Raw genomic sequence first — 17664 nt, 5'->3', positions numbered from 1 at the left:
GACGGCTCTGCCGTCCACGCGGTGATAGTTGGCAGCTAGGTCATCGAGCCTGGAATCGGAGCCGTTAGCGATCACCGCGTGGGCGGGGGAGCCGCCCACCCTACGTCAGCAAGTTCCGCAGGTTGCAGTCCCGCTGCCACCCGCGCCGCTCCTCGCTCGACTGGGCCAGCCTTGCCAGTTCGTCATCGCTGAGTTCCGCCTGCGCCTGCACCAGGCGGTCGGCCACGGCGCCGTCCGGCAGCATGGTGCCGAAGAAGGCCACCGTATCGCCGTGCTGGAGCAGCAGGGTGGGGAAGTTTTCCACGTCCAGGTCGCCGACCAGGTCGGCCTGGTCTTCGATGTCGATCCAGACGAAATGCTTGTCGGGGTGGCGCGCGGCCACCTGCTCGAAGGTGGCGCGGTAGGACGAGCAGGTGCCGCACCAGGCCGCGCACAGGCAGGCGACCGTCCAGCCGTCGCCGTCGAGGGCGGCGGCGATGGTGTCGCGGGTGGTGGAATCGAGGGTCAGGCTATGCATGAGCGGCATTCTAACGCGAGTCGGCGGGTGCGTCGCAAGTGCGTCGCAATCGCGCCGCGGACCGGCCCCGCCATGGTTGCCGCGCGGCCGAGCGGTTAAAATACGGCATGCCTAACATCCTCGCTATCGAAACCTCGTCCGAGCTCGCCTCTTGCGCCCTGCTGGCCGGGGACAACGTGTTCGTGCGCGCCTCCTCGGGCGTGCGCACCCATTCGCAATCGGTCCTGCCGATGGTCCAGGAACTCCTGCAGGAATCCGGCCTCGCGCTGGCGCAGCTCGATGCGGTCGCCTTCGGCGCCGGTCCCGGCTCCTTCACCGGCGTGCGCACCGCCTGCGGCGTGGCCCAGGGCCTCGCCTATGGCGCCGGCCTGCCGGTGCTGCCCATGGTAACCCTGGAAGCGATGGCCGAGGCCTGCCGCGCCCGCAGCGGCGCGCACGAGGTGCTGGCCGTGCTGGATGCGCGCATGGGCGAGGTGTACTGGGCGCAGTACCGTCATGAAAACGGCGCCTGGCGCGAAGTCGCCGCGCCCGCGCTGAGCGCGCCGCAGGACGTGGCGCCGGTGGCGGCCGCGGGACTGCAAGCCTGCGGCAACGGATTCTCGGCCTATCCCGAGGCCTTCGCGGACCAGCCCTATGCGGCCGGTGCGCTGGCGGACATCGTGCCGCATGCCCGGGAACTGGCCGTGCTGGCCCCCGGCGCGCTGGCGAGCGGGCAGGGCGTGCCCGCCGCCCAGGCCCAGCCGCTCTACCTGCGCAACAAGGTGGCCTATACCAGCGCCGAGCGCCAGGCCATCAACGCCGCCAAGGCCGCCGGGAACGACAAATGACCGGGATGCCAGCATTTTCCCAATTGGCCTATGCGCCGATGACGGCCGGTGACGTGGACGAGGTGTGGGCGCTCGAGCAGAGCGTTTTTCCCTATCCCTGGAGCCGCGCCAACTTCGCCGAGTCGCTCAGCAGCGGCTACGACGCCTGGACCGTGCGCGACCCGGCGGGCGCGCTGGCCGGCTACTATTTATTGATGTACGCGGTCGATGAAGCCCACCTGCTCGATGTGGCGGTGTCCGGCGCCCGCCAGCGCCAGGGACTGGGCCGCCACCTGCTGGACCGGATCGCCGCGCGCGCCCGCGACCAGGGCATGGCCTCGGTGCTGCTGGAAGTGCGCCCGTCCAACGAACGCGCGCTGGAGGTCTACCGCCGCCACGGCTACGCCGAAATCGGCCGCCGCAAGGGCTATTATCCCGCCGGACCGGGCGGACGCGAGGATGCCATCGTGATGAGGCTCGAGTTATGAAGAAGATCAGCGAACGCGACGCCGTATTCCTGACGGAGATGGGAATCGGCCCGCTGTGGCAGCTGCGCAGCGCGCCCGAGGCTGTTGACGTGCCGGAAGCGGAAGAGGCGTCGGTCGTGGCCGAGCTGGCGGAACCGCCTGCCGAGACACCGGCAGAAACGCCCGCCGAAGCTGCGCCCGCGCCGGTCGCCAAACCGGCGCCTGCCCCCGCCGGAGACGCATTCGAAGCGGCGTGGGACGATGCCGCGGTGCCGGAAGAAACGGTCACCGACATCGCCCGCATGGACTGGGCCGCGCTGCGCCTGGCGGTGGCCAACTGCCGCCGCTGCGGCGCCTGCAGCGAAGGCCGCAAGCCGATGTTCGGTTCCGGCCCGCGCCAGGCGCGCTGGATGGTGGTGGCCGGCACGCCGGGCGCCCAGGACGAGCAGGCTGGCCAGCCGGTCAGCGGCGATGCCGGCAAGCTGCTGGAGAACATGCTGCACGCCGTCGGCCTGTCGCGCGAGCGCGATGCCTATGTCACGCCGCTGGTGAAGTGCCGCCCGGTCAGCCCCAAGGGCGGCGACCGCGCGCCGACGCTTGAGGAAGTGGAAGCCTGCCGCCCCTACCTGGAGCGCGAACTCGCATTGAGCGGCGCATCGACCGTGCTCACCCTGGGCCAGGTCGCGGCCAACGGCCTGCTCGGCCGTCCGCTGAGCGAACCGCTGGCGGGCGCGCGCGGCGCCGTGCACCGGTTGGGTGAGGTTCCGCTGGTGGCGACCCTGCATCCGGGCGAACTGCTGCGGCGCGGCCAGGACAAGGCGCTCGCATGGGCCGATTTGTGCCGGGCGAGGGCGCTCGATGCCGGCGGCCGCTGAGAGCTACCAGGAATCCTTCCATCGCCGCTGGGGCCACCTGCGGCGCGCCCGGGTCCGGGCGCTTGCCTGGCTGCTCGACGCGCCCGACCTGCTCGACATTCACGATCCGGCCTGGATTGGGCGTGTCGCCACCCTCGGCCCGGTGGCGCCCGAAGTCGCGGCCTGGCTGGCGCGGGTCGACCACGACCCTTCGGAGCTCGACGCCGCCCTTGGCGCGAAAATGTACACCCGTCTTGGCCTGTATGCCGAAAAGCTGATGGCCTTCTACTTCGAGCAGCAGGGCCGGCTGGTGGCGCATGGCCTGCAGGTGCGGGCCAGCCGCAACGACACCATCGGTGAATTCGACTTCCTGCTGGACGCCGGCCCGGACGCGGTCGAGCACATCGAGTTCGCCACCAAGTTCTACCTGCTGGACGGGGACGGCGGCCAGGAATTCGACGCCCTGGTCGGCCCCAACCTGGCCGACAGCCTGGGCAAGAAGATGCGCAAGGTGTTCGACCGCCAGCTGACCCTGGGCGCGCACCCGGCCGCGCAGGAAGTGCTGCCGCGCCCCGTGACGCAGGCGCGCGCGCTGGTCAAGGGCTGGCTGTTCTATCCGCGCGGGAGCTGGCCGCTGATGCAAGGCATCGCGGCCGGCCATTGCCGCGGTTTCTGGTGCGCACTCGATGAACTCGACGAGATCGAAGGCGACGACTTCCTGATCCTGCCGCGACTGCAATGGCTCGCGCCGTTCCGCGCCGCGTCGGCGGTGTGGATGCTGAGCCGCGGCCAGCTGTTCCAGGAGCTGTCCTACCAGTTCGAGAACGCCAGCAAGCCGGTGCTGGTGTCGGTGGTGCGCCAGCGTCCCGGCTGCATCGAGGAGGTCGAGCGCGGGTTCATCGTGCCCAACGACTGGCGCGAGCGCGCCAGCGAAGTGAGGATGGTGAAGCCGGTCGGGTAGGACGCGCTAGGCCGATCAGCGCTTCAGGGACCTGCCGCCTTTGATGAAGGCGGCGATCTTTTCATGCTCCACGAGCAGGGCTTCAGGATTGCTTTCATCGAATTCGTGGAAACCGAACACTTCCACGCTGCCGTCCGGCGCCTTGGCCGACTGCAGCATGTTCTTCAAGGGGGCGCCATTGTCGGGCACCACAAACGGGATCGCCACCATCTTGTAGCCCTTCAGCTCCAGGTCGTGGGAGCGCAGCATCTTCTGGGGCCAGTTGACGTGATTGCCGAAGGCCTGGTTCATCCATGCGGGAGCGACCCACGCGTATCCTGGACCCTTGCCCAGGGACGTCAGCAGACTCTTGTTGGTCATCGCAATCGATGCGAACATGGCGATCCACGCCGTGGTGCCTTTGGCATTGATGAGATACTGAGGTTCGATCGCCGCGCCCGTATAAATCGCGGAGCGGGCATTGACCGAAGACAGCAGGCCGCTCATCAGCTCCTGCGACAGGTCGATGTCGCTGGGCTTCTTGTTAGTGACGGCGACGAAGTACATCCACTTCCATGCCGTCGCGGACGCGAAATTCGTCGCCGGGGCACGTTCTCCCTGAGGATTGGCGTTCTTCACATCGGCAGCATTGCCGGTACAAGCCAGGAACATCGCGGCGAAGAGCAAAGCGAAACGTTTGGTCATGGGGTGTCCCGTCGCGAGTGGGTGAACTTAGTGCTTGCCCTCGCCAATCAGCCCGAGCGAATCGTGCTCGCGCTGGTTGAGCGCATGGCGGCGCTGGATCAGGAACATGATGCCCGCCACCGACAGGCCGAACACCACGATGATGACGTCCAGGTCCAGGTTCAGGGTGATCATGATCGCGTAGGCCGCGAGCATGGTCAGGATCGACAGGTTCTCGTTGAAGTTCTGCACCGCGATCGAGTGGCCCGCGCTCATCAGGACGTGGCCGCGGTGCTGCAGCAGCGCGTTCATTGGCACCACGAAGAAGCCCGACAGGAAACCGATCAGGGCCAGCAGTGGGTAGGCCAGGTTCACCGAGGTCACGAAGATCATGCTGGTCACGACCAGGCCCATGATGATCCCGAGCGGGATCACGGTCAGCGATTTGCGCAGCGGGATCATGCGCGCCGCCATCACGGCGCCCAGGGCGACGCCAATGGCCACCACGCCGATCAGGTTGGTCGCTTTATCCAGCGGCATGTGCAGCGAACGCTCGGCCCACTTCAGCACGATGAATTGCAGGGTCGCGCCGGCGCCCCAGAACAGGGTGGTCACGGCCAGCGAGATCTGGCCCAGCTTGTCGCGCCACAGGGTGGCCGAGCAGTTGGCGAAATCGACGATCAGCTTGGCCGGATTGCGTTCCTGGTGCTCGTAGCGGGCGCCGGTGTCCGGAATGCGCAGGTTGAACAGGGCGGCCAGCACATAGATGCCGACCACGACCGCCATCGCGGCTTCGGCGCCCGTATCGATCCCGGTGGCCATGCCCGGCAGGTCGAAGCCGAGCAGGAAGGCGCCGCCGCGTTCGCTCACCAGGGTGCCGCCGAGGACGGTGCCGAGGATGATGGACATCACGGTCAGGCCCTCGATCCAGCCGTTGGCCGGTACGAGCTTTTCAGGCGGCAGGAGTTCGGTCAGGATCCCGTACTTGGCGGGGGAATACACGGCCGCGCCGAAGCCGACGACGGCATAGGCGAGCAGCGGATGGACGGTGAAGAACATCAGCGCGCAGCCGGCGATCTTGATCAGGTTCGCGATGAACATCACGCGGCCCTTGGGCAGCGAATCGGCGAACGCGCCCACGAAGGCGGCCAGCAGCACATAGAACAGAACGAATGACAGCTTCAGCAGCGGGGTCAGCGAAGCCGGGGCGTTCATCGACGTCAGCAGACTGATAGCAACAAACAAAAGCGCATTGTCTGCCAGCGACGAGAAAAACTGCGCCGCCATGATGGTATAAAAACCACGGTTCATTCGAAAAGTATAAAATCTTGTCCGAGTTGCTTTATACCATGAAAGGTCTCCGTTCCAAAGAAACAAAAGTTGGCTGGCGCACGGCTCAGCCTGGGCTAAGGTAAAATAGACCCTTTCGCGAAGACACCATTTTCACCATGCCACGTCCGCTTTGCGCCACCATCCACCTCGACTCCATGCAGCACAACCTGAACCGTGCGCGCAGCTGCGCGCCGCTGGCCAAGCTGTGGGCGGTGGTCAAGGCCAACGCCTACGGGCATGGCCTGGAACGCGGCATGCGCGGCTTCGCCCAGGCCGACGGCCTGGCCCTGGTCGAGACCGAGAGCGCGGTGCGCCTGCGCGAGAGCGGCTGGATCAAGCCGATCCTGCTTCTCGAGGGCATTTTCGACGCCTCCGACGTGCCGCTGCTGGCCGAGCACAATATTAATAGTGCGGTGCACTGCATCGAGCAGATCAAGATGCTGGAGTACACCCAGCTGTACCGCCCGATCGACGTCCACCTGAAGATGAACACGGGGATGAACCGCCTGGGCTTCCGCCCGGAGGATTATGCGGCGGCCTACAAGCGCCTGCGCGCCATCCCCGGCATCCGCAACATCACCCACATGACCCACTTCGCCAATGCGGACGAACTGGAGCATCCGCTGCTGGCCATCGGCGAGCAGGTCCGGCGCTTCCGCGCAGGCGCGGACGGCTTGCCGGGCGAGCGCAGCCTGTCGAATTCTGGCGGGGTGCTGCACCAGCCCCAGCTGGCGGACGAACTCTCCAGCGACTGGGTCCGCCCAGGCATCATGCTCTACGGCGGCACGCCGGGCGGACGCAGCGCCCAGGACTACGGGCTGCGCCCGACCATGACCCTGCGCTCGGAGATCATCGGCATCCAGCAGCTCCAGCCCGGCGACACGGTGGGCTACGGCAGCCGCTTCGTGGCCGAGAAGGCCATGACGATCGGCGTGGTCGCCTGCGGCTACGCGGACGGCTACCCGCGCCATGCGCCGCACGGCACCCCGGTAGTGGTGGACGGCGTGCGCACCACGCTGGTGGGACGGGTGTCGATGGACATGATGACGGTCGACCTGACGCCCATCGCCAATGCGCGCGTGGGCAGCAAGGTCACCCTGTGGGGCGACGGGCTGCCGATCGACGAGGTGGCGCAGGCCGCCGGCACCATCGGCTACGAGCTGATGTGCGCCCTGGCGCAGCGCGTGCGCGTCACTGAAGGAAGAATGGGAACAGATGGCTAAGGCAAAGACGAATTACACCTGCAGCGAGTGCGGCGCGATCGCCAGCCGCTGGACCGGCCAGTGCGGCGATTGCAAGGCCTGGAACACGATGGTCGAGACGGTGGTGGAAGGCCCCGGCCTGAACCGCATGTCGCAGACCCAGCATAAATCCCTGGCGCAGACCGCGCCGGTGCTGTCCCTCGCGGATATCGAGGCGATCGACGTGCCGCGCTTCGGGACCGGCATCGAGGAATTCGACCGCGTGCTGGGCGGCGGCCTGGTGGCCGGCGGCGTGGTGCTGATCGGCGGCGATCCCGGCATCGGCAAGTCGACCCTGCTGCTGCAGGCGCTGTCGAACCTGGCCGCGACCCGCAACACTTTATATGTGAGCGGCGAGGAATCCGGCGCCCAGATCGCGCTGCGCGCGCGCCGCCTGGCGGTCGACGCCAAGGACCTCAAATTGCAGGCCGAGATCCAGCTCGAGAAGATCCTCGGCACCCTGGCCGACCTCAAGCCGGAAGTGGCGGTGATCGACTCGATCCAGACGCTGTACTCCGACGCGCTGACCTCGGCGCCGGGTTCGGTGGCCCAGGTGCGCGAATGCGCGGCCCAGCTTACCCGCGTGGCCAAGCAGACCGGCATCACCATCATCCTGGTGGGCCACGTCACGAAAGAGGGCGCGCTGGCCGGCCCGCGCGTGCTTGAGCACATCGTCGACACCGTGCTGTACTTCGAAGGCGACACCCAGTCCAGCTTCCGCCTGGTGCGGGCGATCAAGAACCGCTTCGGCGCCGTCAACGAGCTGGGCGTGTTCGCGATGACCGAGAAGGGCCTGAAGGGCGTCTCGAACCCCTCGGCGCTGTTCCTGTCGCAGCACGACAGCCAGGTGCCGGGCTCTTGCGTGATGGTAACCCAGGAGGGCACGCGCCCGCTGCTGGTCGAGATCCAGGCCCTGGTCGACGCCAGCCACCTGCCGAATGCGCGCCGCCTGTCGGTGGGCCTGGAACAGAACCGCCTGGCGATGCTGCTGGCGGTGCTGCACCGCCATGCCGGCATCGCCGCCTTCGACCAGGACGTGTTCATCAACGCGGTGGGCGGGGTCAAGATCACCGAGCCGGCGGCCGACCTGGCCGTGCTGCTGGCGATTAACTCGTCGATGCGCAACAAGCCGCTGCCGCGCGGCCTGGTGGTATTCGGCGAAGTCGGCCTGGCCGGCGAGATCCGCCCGGCGCCGCGCGGGCAGGAGCGCCTGCGCGAGGCGGCCAAGCTGGGCTTTTCGGTGGCCGTCATCCCCAAGGCCAACGCGCCCAAGCAGAAGGTGGAAGGCATGACGATCGTGGCCGTCGAGCGCATCGACGAAGCGTTCACGAAATTGCGGGAACTGGACTGACCGGCTTCATGCTCGTCCGTTTTTTCCTATAATGCTGCCTGGCTCATCTCTTCCGGAACAGTATGTTTGGAGATCAAAGGAAATCCGCCCGCAAGGTCCTGAAAACCAAGGCCATGGTTGCCATGGAAGGCGATGCGCCCATCCTGGGGCGCACCTCGGACGTGGGGGGCAATGGCGTCAGCGTCGGCGTGCCGAATCCGCTGCTCGTCGGGCAGACGGGACAGGTGAGTTTCGACATCCTGGTGGACGGCAAGTTCGTTACCATCAGCGCCCGCGCCAAGGTGATGTATTGCATTATCAGCAATAACGAATTCAAGGTTGGCTTCCAGTTCCTGAATCTGGAACTGGCGGCGATGACCTCGCTGGCGCGCTTCATGCGCTGAGCCCATCTCCCTGAAACGACCAACGGCGAGCGCCTGAGGCCTCGCCGTTGTCGTTTGCAGCCCGCTGAGCGGGCTGATCCACTATGCTTTATTCGTGATAGTGGTCGTACAGGCCGTCCGAGCCGCTGCGTGCTGCTTCGATAGCCTGGAGGGCTATGATACCGACGAGCCCGGACAAAATACCAAATACCAGTATATTAAACATAACAGCCGAACACCTTTCGGCATCCCCTCCTTATCAAGCAACTGCGGATTACCCGATTTCAGCTTAGCACTGTGTGCAGGAATTACAAGGATTGGTGCCGCAGTTCATGTCATATTTCAGCGGGAAATTTTTGCTGGACAAGCGCTCCTCCATAGGGGAAACAGCCGCTTGCCCGGCTGTCATCTTCGTGTCACATTGGCGAAAGATGTCATGAAGTTGTCATATTCGGCCGGTAGACTGCGCAGCAGTTCACCGGGGGTTTCCCCTTACTTCAAGAGGATCTGATATGCGCATGAAGCATCTGTTCGTTTCCATCGCCGTTGCCGCCGCCTCGCTGGCTTCCAGCGTCCAGGCCGCCAACATCACCGGCGCCGGCGCGACTTTCCCGTACCCGATCTACGCGAAATGGGCCACCATGTACAAGGCCGCCTCCGGTAACGGCCTGAACTACCAGTCGGTCGGCTCGGGCGCCGGCATCAAGCAGATCAAGGCCAAGACCGTCGACTTCGGCGCCTCGGACATGCCGCTGCCGGCCAATGAACTCAACGCCGCCGGCCTGTTCCAGTTCCCGGCCGTGATGGGCGGCGTGGTGCCGGTCGTGAACCTGCCGGGCGTCGCCCCGGGCCAGCTCAAGCTCACCGGCGCCGTCGTCGGCGATATCTTCCTGGGCAAGATCACCAAGTGGAACGCGCCGCAGATCGCCGCGCTGAACCCGGGCGTCAAGCTCCCTGGCGACGACATCACCGTCGTGCACCGCGCCGACAGCTCGGGCACGTCCTTCCTGTGGACCGACTACCTGAGCAAGACCAATCCGGAATGGAAGGCCAAGGTCGGCGCCGGCACCACCGTCAAGTGGGCGGTGGGCGTGGGCGGCAAGGGCAACGAAGGCGTGGCCGCCAACGTGCAGCGCATCAAGGGCGGCATCGGCTACGTCGAGTGGGCCTACGCCAAGAAGAACCGCATGTCGCACACCCAGCTGCAGAACGCCGACGGCGCTTTCCTCCAGCCTGACGACTCCGCCTTCGCCGCGGCCGCCGCCAGCGCCGACTGGGCCAAGGCCCCGGGCTTCGCCGTGGTGCTGACCAACCAGCCGGGCAAGGCCAGCTGGCCCGTCACCGGCGCCTCCTACATCCTGGTGCACAAGGCCCAGGCTGACGCCGCCAAAGGCAAGGAAGTGCTGAAGTTCTTCGACTGGGCCTACAAGAACGGCGACGCCGCCGCGGCCGAGCTGGACTACGTGCCGATGCCGGACGCCGTCACCAAGCTGGTGCAGGACGCCTGGCGTGCCAACGTCAAGGACGCGGCCGGCAAGGCGCTCTGGTAATCATCTTCGCAGCGCAGGGGCCGGCCTTCCAGCCGGCCTTTCGCTCACCAGCAATATTGATAAAAACATATGAGCGTTCACTCCCCAGCCGTCCTGCGCGACCTGCCTGATCAGGCGTCCAGCGAAGCCGAGGCGCGCCAGGCGGCCGCGCTGCGCAGCACCATGCGCAAGCAGCGCATCCAGGACTTCTTCTTCCATAAAATCACGCTGCTGTTCGCGTTCTCGGTGCTGCTGGTGCTGGTCGGGATCATTGTCTCGCTGGCGATCGGCGCGGCCCCGGCCTTCAAGGAATTCGGCGCCGCTTTCGTCACCCGCGTCGAGTGGGATCCGGTGGGCGACCAGTTCGGCGCCCTGATCGCGATCTGGGGCACCCTGGCCACCTCCTTCATCGCGCTGGCGATCGCCTTCCCGATCAGCTTCGGCATCGCCCTGTTCCTGACCGAGATCTGCCCGGCATGGCTGCGCCGCCCGATGGGCACCGCGGTCGAGCTGCTGGCCGGCGTGCCTTCGATCATCTACGGCATGTGGGGCCTGTTCGTGTTCGCGCCGCTGTTCGCCGACCACGTGCAACCGCTGCTGAAGGAAACCATCGGCCAGGTGCCGGTGATCGGCCAGCTGTTCCAGGGCCCGACCATGGGCATCGGCATCCTGACCGCCGGCATCATCCTGGCCGTGATGATCATTCCCTTCATCTCCTCGGTGATGCGCGACGTGTTCGAGATCGTCCCGACCGTGCTCAAGGAATCGGCCTACGGCCTGGGCTGCACCAAGTGGGAAGTGGTGCGCAAGGTGGTGCTGCCTTACACCCGCAACGGGGTGGTCGGCGGCGTCATGCTGGGCCTGGGGCGCGCCCTCGGCGAGACCATGGCTGTCACCTTCGTGATCGGCAATGCCCACGACCTGTCCTGGTCGCTGTTCGCGGCCGGTAACTCGATTTCCTCGACCCTGGCCAACGAATTCGCCGAGGCGGCAAGCACCTTGCACTCGTCCTCGCTGTTCGCCCTGGCACTGATCCTGTTCGCGATCACCTTCATCGTCCTGTCGGCTGCCAAGCTGATGCTGGTCGGTATGTCGCGCAAGGAAGGCGCTAAATAATGCAAACCATCGCCAAGAACCCCGTCTACCGCAAGCGCCTGCTGGCGCACCGCGTCGGCATCGTCCTGTCCGTGATCGCCATGGCGATCGGCCTCGGCTTCCTGTTCTGGATCCTGGCCACGCTCCTGATCAACGGCTTCGGCGCCGTCTCCAGCCTGCTGTTCACGGCCGATACGCCGGCCCCGGGCAGCGAAGGCGGCGGCCTGCGCAACGCCATCATGGGCAGCCTGATGATGGTCGGCCTGTCGACCCTGGTCTCGACCCCGATCGGCATCCTGGCCGGCATCTACCTGGCCGAGTACGGCGACAACAACAAGTTCGCCAGCGTGACCCGCTTCGTCACCGACATCATGCTGTCGGCGCCGTCGATCGTGATCGGCCTGTTCGTGTATGCGATCTACGTTGCCAACGTGCAGCACTTCTCGGGCTATGCCGGTACCATCGCGCTGTCGCTGATCGCGGTGCCGGTGGTGGTGCGCACCACCGACAACATGCTGCGCCTGGTGCCGAACTCGCTGCTCGAAGCCGCCTACGCCCTCGGCGCGCCGCACTGGAAAGTGGCCATGACCGTGCGCCTGCGCGCCGTCAAGGCCGGCGTCGTGACCGGCGTGCTGCTGGCCCTGGCCCGCATCTCGGGCGAGACCGCGCCGCTGCTGTTCACCGCCCTGAACAACCAGTTCTACAGCACCGACATGAACGCCCCGATGGCCAACCTGCCGGTGGTGATCTTCCAGTTCGCCATGAGCCCCTACGACGACTGGCGCTCGCTGGCCTGGGGCGGCGCGCTGCTGGTGACCTTTACCGTGCTGCTGCTGAACATCCTGTCCCGGACCCTGTTCAGCCAGAAGACCCCGCGTTAATCTATCCTGACATTTGTGATGACCCAACCTATGCCCACTTCGGCCCCGGCCTCCGCCAAGACCAAGACGATCGAGATCTCCGGCCTGGACTTCTTCTACGGGAAGACGCAGAGCCTCAAGAACGTCAGCCTGGACATCCACGACAAGCAGGTGACGGCCTTCATCGGCCCCTCGGGCTGCGGCAAGTCGACCCTGCTGCGCACCCTGAACCGCATGTACGACCTGTACCCGGGCCAGCGCGCCGAAGGTTCGATCCTCTACCGCGGCCGCAACGTCCTGGAGCCGGGTGTCGACGTCAACATGCTGCGCGCCAAGGTCGGCATGGTGTTCCAGAAGCCGACCCCGTTCCCGATGTCGATCTACGACAACATCGCCTTCGGCGTGCGCCTGTACGAGAACCTGTCCAAGGGCGAGATGGACGAGCGCGTCGAGTGGGCGCTGAAGAAGGCGGCCCTGTGGGAAGAAGCCAAGGACAAGCTGAGCAAGAGCGGCCTGTCGCTGTCGGGCGGCCAGCAGCAGCGCCTGTGCATCGCGCGCGGCGTGGCGGTCAAGCCGGACGTGCTGCTGCTCGACGAGCCGACCTCGGCGCTGGACCCGATTTCGACCGCCAAGATCGAGGAACTGATCAGCGAGCTCAAGCAGGACTACACGATCGCCATCGTGACCCACAACATGCAGCAGGCCGCGCGCTGTTCCGATTACACTGCCTACATGTACCTGGGCGAGCTGGTGGAGTTCGGCGAGACCGACCAGCTGTTCATGAACCCGGCGCGCAAGGAAACGCAAGACTACATCACCGGCCGCTTCGGTTGATCGGCCGGCGCTTTTACTGAACAATACGAACACTGACGGAGAGTTGTAATGACAGGCGAGCATTCATCCAAGCAGTACGACCAGGAGCTGGAGGCGATTCGTTCCAAGGTCCTGCTGATGGGCGGCATGGTGGAAACCCAGTTCGACGCGGCGCTGGAGTGCTTCCGCGTCGGCGACACCGAGCGCGCCGAGCGCGTGATCGCCGAGGACCAGGCCGTCAACCAGCTGGAAGTCTCGCTGGACGACGCCTGCAGCCACCTGATCGTGCGCCGCCAGCCGACCGCCAACGACCTGCGCACCGTGATGGCGACCATCAAGGTGATCACCGACCTGGAGCGCATCGGCGACGAGGCGACCAAGGTGGCGCGCATCGCCAAGGGCCTGCACGAGCGCGGCCCATCGTCCTTCAACCACTACGACATGATCCGCACCATCTCCAAGGCCACTTGCGACCTGCTGCACGACGCGCTCGACGCCTTCGCCCGCCTGGACGGCAAGCAGGCCTTGCAGCTGATCGCGGCGGACGAAGTGGTGGACCATGAATTCCGCACCATCATGCGCACCCTGGTGACTTTCATGATGGAAGACCCGCGCACGATCTCGAACGCGCTGGATACGCTGTGGGTGGCCAAGGCCATCGAGCGCATCGGCGACCATGCCAAGAATATCGCCGAGTACGTGATCTACGTGGTGGAAGGGCGCGACATCCGCCACAGCAAGCCGGCGGCGCTCGAGCAGCCGGGCGCGTGACGATGGCGGACAATACCAATGTGCTGGTGGTGGAGGACGAGCCCGCGATCGTCGAGCTGGTGAGCTACTCGCTGCGCGAGGCGGGCTGGGACATCCGCAGCGCCGACACGGCGCAGGGGGCCTGGGAAAGCATCAGCCGCGGCAAGCCGGACCTGGTGCTGCTGGACTGGATGCTGCCCGACCAGAGCGGCCTGCGCCTGCTGGCGCGGCTGCGCGCGGACCGCGACTTCCAGGACATCCCGGTCATCATGCTGACCGCCAAGAGCATGGAAGAGGACAAGATCGCGGGGCTGAACAACGGCGCCGACGATTACGTCACCAAGCCGTTCTCGCCACGCGAACTGCTGGCCCGTTCGCGCGCGCTGCTTCGCCGCAAGAGCCCGCACCTGGCCGAGGCGCCGCTGCGCGCCGGCGCCGTGACCCTGGATCCGAACAGCTGCACGGTGGTGGTGGAGGGGCAGCAGATCGAGATCGGGAATGCGGAGTACAAGCTGCTCAAGTTCCTGATGGCGCACCGCGAGCGCGTGTTTTCGCGCGCGCAGCTGCTCGACAAGGTGTGGGGGGACCATGCGGTGATCGAGGAGCGGACGGTGGACGTGCATGTGCTGCGGCTGCGCAAGGCCTTGAAGAGTGCGGATGGCTTGATTCGTACGGTACGCAGTGTTGGATATATGCTGTCCGAGAAATAAGGTGCTGCAAGGCGGGGTGCGCAATCTGCTCATAGAACTAAGGTTCCGGCCTTCGCCGGAACGACGTTCCAACGTAGCGAGCTGACGGCAAATGGGGTGGCACGCAGCTTACGCACGTCATCCCGGCGAAGGCCGGGACCCAAGTTTGCGTGATCGCCGCATCGTCCCTTGCAACACAACCCCTCAACATCGCCCACAATAACGATTTTCCGAACCCCGCGATGAACCCCAAAATCCTGTTCTGGGTCCCGGCGCTCCTGCGCCTCAGCCTCGTATTCGCCGCCGCCGGCATGTGCTGGTGGTGGTTTGGCCCCGTCCCCGGCCTGGCCGTGGCGCTGGCCGGCGTCGTGGTCGCATTCTTCGTCCAGCTCTCCTACCTGTACGAGCTGGGCGAGTGGCTGAACGAACCCCACAGCTCCCGCCTCCCTGACGGCTGGGGCGCCTGGACCGACGTCTTCGCCCGCCTGTACCGCCTGCGCCGCGAGGACGAGCGCAACCAGGCCGAACTCTCGGAATGGCTGGCGCGCTTCCGCCAGGCCATGCAGCTGCTGCCGGAAGGCGTGGCGATCATGGACGACGTCCTGTTCCTCGAATGGTGCAACGGCGCCGCCGAGCGCCACCTGGGCCTGACCATGGAGCGCGACAAGGGCCTGCGCGTAACCAACCTGGTGCGCCATCCGGACTTCATCGACTACATCGTCCTGGGCCGCTACGAGCAGCCGTTGACCTTGTCCTTCCGCGGCCGCAAGCTCGAATGCCGCATCATCCCCTTCGAAAACCGGCGCCAGATCCTGGTGACGCACGACGCCACCGACACCGAGCGCATCGAAGCGATGCGGCGCGACTTCATCGCCAACGCCTCGCACGAGCTGCGCACGCCGCTGACGGTGATCGTCGGTTTCCTCGAGATCGCGATGTCCGACCCCGGCCTGGACGTGGCCACGCGCACCACGCACCTGAAGCTGATGACCGAGCAGGCCCAGCGCATGCAGCGCCTGATCCAGGACATGCTGACCCTGTCGCGCCTGGAATCCGACGAATTCCCGCTGCGGCGCGAGCGCGTCGACATGAAGGCGATGGTCGAATCGGTGGCGGAGGAGGCGCGCGCCTTGTCGAATGGCCGGCACGAGATCGAGGTGAGGGTGGACGGCCCCGACGTGATGGGCAGCCCGGAAGAGCTGCGCAGCGCCTTCGCCAACCTGGCCTCGAACGCGGTGCGCTACTCGCCGGGCGGCGGCACGATCCGCCTGCGCTGGATGCGCGGCGAGGACGACCTTCGCTTCCAGGTGACCGATTGCGGCATCGGGATCGAGCCTTCGCACATCCCGCGCCTGACCGAGCGCTTCTACCGTGTCGACAAGAGCCGCTCGCGCGATACCCAGGGCACCGGCCTGGGGCTGGCCATCGTCAAGCATGTCCTGCTGCGCCACGGTGGGCGCTTGTCGATCGCCTCGGAGCCGGGACGAGGCAGCACCTTCACCGCCGCGCTCCCCAATACCACGCTCCCTGGCTAACACCCTTAATTAGGGTCAGAGTCGAATTATCGGGAAAGATTGTTAAATTTCCCAACAAGTCGACTCTGACCCTCATTGTGAAGGCTGCGTTTTTCGGCAGGCTTGCTGCTCGAGTCCGGCACCCAGAGCTTGCACACGGCTGCGCAGCCGCCCAATCCATTGCCCACTTGCACAACTGCCTATGAAGCAGGCAAAAACTAATTAGGGTCAGAGTCGAATTGTTGGGAAATTTTCCAAAGTTGCCAAACAATTCGACTCTGACCCCAATTTGTCGTGGGGGCTAGATCTATCTGGCAAATGGGGTCAGAGTCGAATTGCAGGAAATATTTGAGAATTTCCCAGCAATTCGACTCTGACCCTCATTGTTGGGGAAGGGGAGTGGGGGCGTGCCCTTGGGGACTGGTCGGGGTACAATCTGGCCTCGTTCTTTTCGGCACCGTTTATGTTCTCTCGTCGTACTTCCCTCATCGCCTGCGCCGCATTGCTGCTCGCCGCTTGCGGCAGCACTCCGACCACGCCACCGACCGCGCCCGCAGCGCCGGTCGCCCAGGCGGCGCCGCTGCCTCCCAAGAAGATCAAGATCGGCCTCGCCCTCGGCGGCGGCGCCGCACGCGGCTTCGCCCACATCGGCGTCATCAAGGCCCTCGAAGCCCAGGGCATCGTGCCCGAGATCGTGGTCGGCACCTCGGCCGGCTCGGTGGTCGGCGCACTCTACGCCTCCGGCCTGAACGGCTTCGCGCTGCAGAAGACCGCCCTCCAGATGGACGAGGCGACGATCTCCGACTGGGCCCTGCCGTTCTTCAACCGCTCCTCGGGCGTCCTGAAGGGCGAAGCGCTGCAGAGCTACGTGAACAAGGCGGTGAGCAACGTGCCGATGGAGAAGCTGAAGATCCGCTTCGGCGCCGTGGCGACCGACCTCAAGTCCGGCCAGCCGATCCTGTTCAATCGCGGCAATACCGGCATGGCGGTGCGCGCCTCGAGCGCCGTGCCGAGCGTGTTCCAGCCGGTGAGCATCGGCGGCAAGACCTACGTCGACGGCGGCCTGGTGGCGCCGGTGCCGGTGCGTTTCGTGCGCGAGATGGGCGCCGACTTCATCATCGCGGTCAACATCTCCAGCCAGACCGAGGGCGCGGCCACCGCCAGCTCGCTCGACGTCCTGATGCAGACCTTCAGCATCATGGGCCAGCGCCTGAACCACTACGAGCTGAAGGAAGCCGACATCGTCATCACGCCGGCCCTCGGCAACATGGGCTCGGCCGACTTCAACAGCCGCAACCTCGCCATCCTGGCGGGCGAGCAGGCCGCGGCCAGCGTCATGTCGCAACTCAAGGCCAAGCTCAAGGCCAAGCAGCAGCCATAACAACAAGGACCCACATGAACACCAAACCTTACCTGACCCTCGCCGACGTCAAGACCATCGCGGCCGCGGCCGAAGCGGAAGCCCTGCGCAACAACTGGGCGGTGACCATTTCCATCGTCGACGACGGCGGCCACCTGCTGTGGCTGCAGCGCCTGGATGGCGCGCCGCCGATCTCCTCGCATATTTCCCCGGCCAAGGCGCACACCGCCGCGCTGGGCCGCCGCGAATCGAAGATCTATGAAGACCTGATCAACAACGGCCGCATCTCCTTCCTGAGCGCTCCGGCCATCGAGGGCATGCTCGAGGGCGGCGTGCCCGTCATCGTGGATGGCCACGTGATCGGCGCCGTCGGCGTGTCGGGCGTGAAGTCGACCGAGGATGTCCTGATCGCCAAGGCAGGCATCGCGGCGCTGGGCGTCTGAGCCCAGCTCGCCGGCAATCGAAAGGCGCCTGCGGGCGCCTTTTTCGTTTTAGCGTGT

General features: G+C 65.8%; 19 protein-coding genes. 16 read left to right on the top strand and 3 right to left on the bottom strand.

The annotated features are described in order from the left end of the window. Positions 1–100 precede the first annotated feature (100 nt). Complete coding sequence (locus J8847_RS14500) at positions 101–517, bottom strand: thioredoxin family protein (protein ID WP_211525422.1); 417 nt, start codon at positions 515–517, stop codon at positions 101–103. A 107-nt stretch (positions 518–624) separates the two neighbouring features. Between J8847_RS14500 and tsaB the strand changes: the two genes are divergently transcribed. The 4 genes from tsaB to J8847_RS14480 are packed head-to-tail and all read left to right on the top strand — an operon-like array spanning position 625 to position 3605. Next, complete coding sequence (tsaB, locus tag J8847_RS14495) at positions 625–1344, top strand: tRNA (adenosine(37)-N6)-threonylcarbamoyltransferase complex dimerization subunit type 1 TsaB (RefSeq protein ID WP_211525421.1); 720 nt, start codon at positions 625–627, stop codon at positions 1342–1344. Continuing rightward, entirely contained in the window at positions 1341–1811 is a 471-nt protein-coding gene (gene rimI / locus J8847_RS14490) for a ribosomal protein S18-alanine N-acetyltransferase (RefSeq protein WP_211525420.1), read from the top strand. The genes tsaB and rimI overlap by 4 nt, the downstream gene beginning before the upstream one ends. Further along, on the top strand, positions 1808–2665 hold the full coding sequence (locus J8847_RS14485; protein ID WP_211525419.1) for a uracil-DNA glycosylase family protein: 858 nt from the start codon (positions 1808–1810) through the stop codon (positions 2663–2665). The genes rimI and J8847_RS14485 overlap by 4 nt, the downstream gene beginning before the upstream one ends. Beyond that, on the top strand, positions 2649–3605 hold the full coding sequence (locus J8847_RS14480) for a DUF1853 family protein (RefSeq protein WP_211525418.1): 957 nt from the start codon (positions 2649–2651) through the stop codon (positions 3603–3605). The genes J8847_RS14485 and J8847_RS14480 overlap by 17 nt, the downstream gene beginning before the upstream one ends. Positions 3606–3620: 15 nt before the next feature. On the opposite strand, the gene J8847_RS14475 is transcribed toward J8847_RS14480, so the two are convergent. Next, a complete protein-coding gene (locus tag J8847_RS14475; RefSeq protein WP_211525417.1) occupies positions 3621–4289 on the bottom strand; it encodes a hypothetical protein in 669 nt (222 codons plus the stop codon). A 27-nt stretch (positions 4290–4316) separates the two neighbouring features. After that, positions 4317–5579 (bottom strand): lysophospholipid transporter LplT, encoded by a 1263-nt coding sequence (lplT, locus tag J8847_RS14470; protein ID WP_211525416.1) that lies wholly within the window; start codon positions 5577–5579, stop codon positions 4317–4319. A gap of 137 nt (positions 5580–5716) precedes the next feature. On the opposite strand from lplT, the gene alr reads away from it, so the two are divergent. The 12 genes from alr to J8847_RS14410 all read left to right on the top strand — a co-directional run bounded on the left by alr (position 5717) and on the right by J8847_RS14410 (position 17607). Continuing rightward, positions 5717–6823, top strand: a complete 1107-nt coding sequence (alr, locus tag J8847_RS14465; RefSeq protein ID WP_211525415.1) for an alanine racemase — start codon at positions 5717–5719, stop codon at positions 6821–6823. Further along, the gene (radA, locus tag J8847_RS14460) at positions 6816–8192 is read left to right on the top strand and encodes a DNA repair protein RadA (protein WP_211525414.1); all 1377 of its coding nucleotides are present in this window, start codon (positions 6816–6818) and stop codon (positions 8190–8192) included. Before alr ends, radA begins: the two co-directional genes overlap by 8 nt. Before the next feature lie 62 nt (positions 8193–8254). After that, the gene (locus tag J8847_RS14455) at positions 8255–8575 is read left to right on the top strand and encodes a PilZ domain-containing protein (RefSeq protein ID WP_211525413.1); all 321 of its coding nucleotides are present in this window, start codon (positions 8255–8257) and stop codon (positions 8573–8575) included. Between the two features lie 491 nt (positions 8576–9066). Continuing rightward, a complete protein-coding gene (pstS, locus tag J8847_RS14450) occupies positions 9067–10104 on the top strand; it encodes a phosphate ABC transporter substrate-binding protein PstS (RefSeq protein ID WP_211525412.1) in 1038 nt (345 codons plus the stop codon). A 162-nt stretch (positions 10105–10266) separates the two neighbouring features. Further along, entirely contained in the window at positions 10267–11199 is a 933-nt protein-coding gene (gene pstC / locus J8847_RS14445; RefSeq protein WP_373888839.1) for a phosphate ABC transporter permease subunit PstC, read from the top strand. Continuing rightward, a complete protein-coding gene (gene pstA, locus J8847_RS14440; RefSeq protein ID WP_211525410.1) occupies positions 11199–12059 on the top strand; it encodes a phosphate ABC transporter permease PstA in 861 nt (286 codons plus the stop codon). Before pstC ends, pstA begins: the two co-directional genes overlap by 1 nt. A gap of 18 nt (positions 12060–12077) precedes the next feature. Further along, complete coding sequence (gene pstB / locus J8847_RS14435) at positions 12078–12872, top strand: phosphate ABC transporter ATP-binding protein PstB (protein ID WP_229512847.1); 795 nt, start codon at positions 12078–12080, stop codon at positions 12870–12872. A gap of 48 nt (positions 12873–12920) precedes the next feature. Further along, the gene (gene phoU / locus J8847_RS14430; protein WP_211525409.1) at positions 12921–13622 is read left to right on the top strand and encodes a phosphate signaling complex protein PhoU; all 702 of its coding nucleotides are present in this window, start codon (positions 12921–12923) and stop codon (positions 13620–13622) included. Between the two features lie 2 nt (positions 13623–13624). Then, entirely contained in the window at positions 13625–14311 is a 687-nt protein-coding gene (locus J8847_RS14425) for a response regulator (protein WP_211525465.1), read from the top strand. A 221-nt stretch (positions 14312–14532) separates the two neighbouring features. Then, positions 14533–15825: a phosphate regulon sensor histidine kinase PhoR gene (gene phoR / locus J8847_RS14420; protein WP_211525408.1), complete on the top strand. Its 1293-nt coding sequence runs from the start codon at positions 14533–14535 to the stop codon at positions 15823–15825. A gap of 442 nt (positions 15826–16267) precedes the next feature. Then, entirely contained in the window at positions 16268–17185 is a 918-nt protein-coding gene (locus J8847_RS14415) for a patatin-like phospholipase family protein (protein WP_211525407.1), read from the top strand. Positions 17186–17199: 14 nt separating this feature from the next. Next, positions 17200–17607: a heme-binding protein gene (locus J8847_RS14410; RefSeq protein WP_211525406.1), complete on the top strand. Its 408-nt coding sequence runs from the start codon at positions 17200–17202 to the stop codon at positions 17605–17607. Positions 17608–17664 lie beyond the last annotated feature (57 nt).

It is taken from the genome of Massilia sp. AB1 (assembly GCF_018119385.1).
GTDB lineage: Bacteria > Pseudomonadota > Gammaproteobacteria > Burkholderiales > Burkholderiaceae_D > Telluria.
This window is presented reverse-complemented; position numbering and strand designations above follow the sequence as displayed.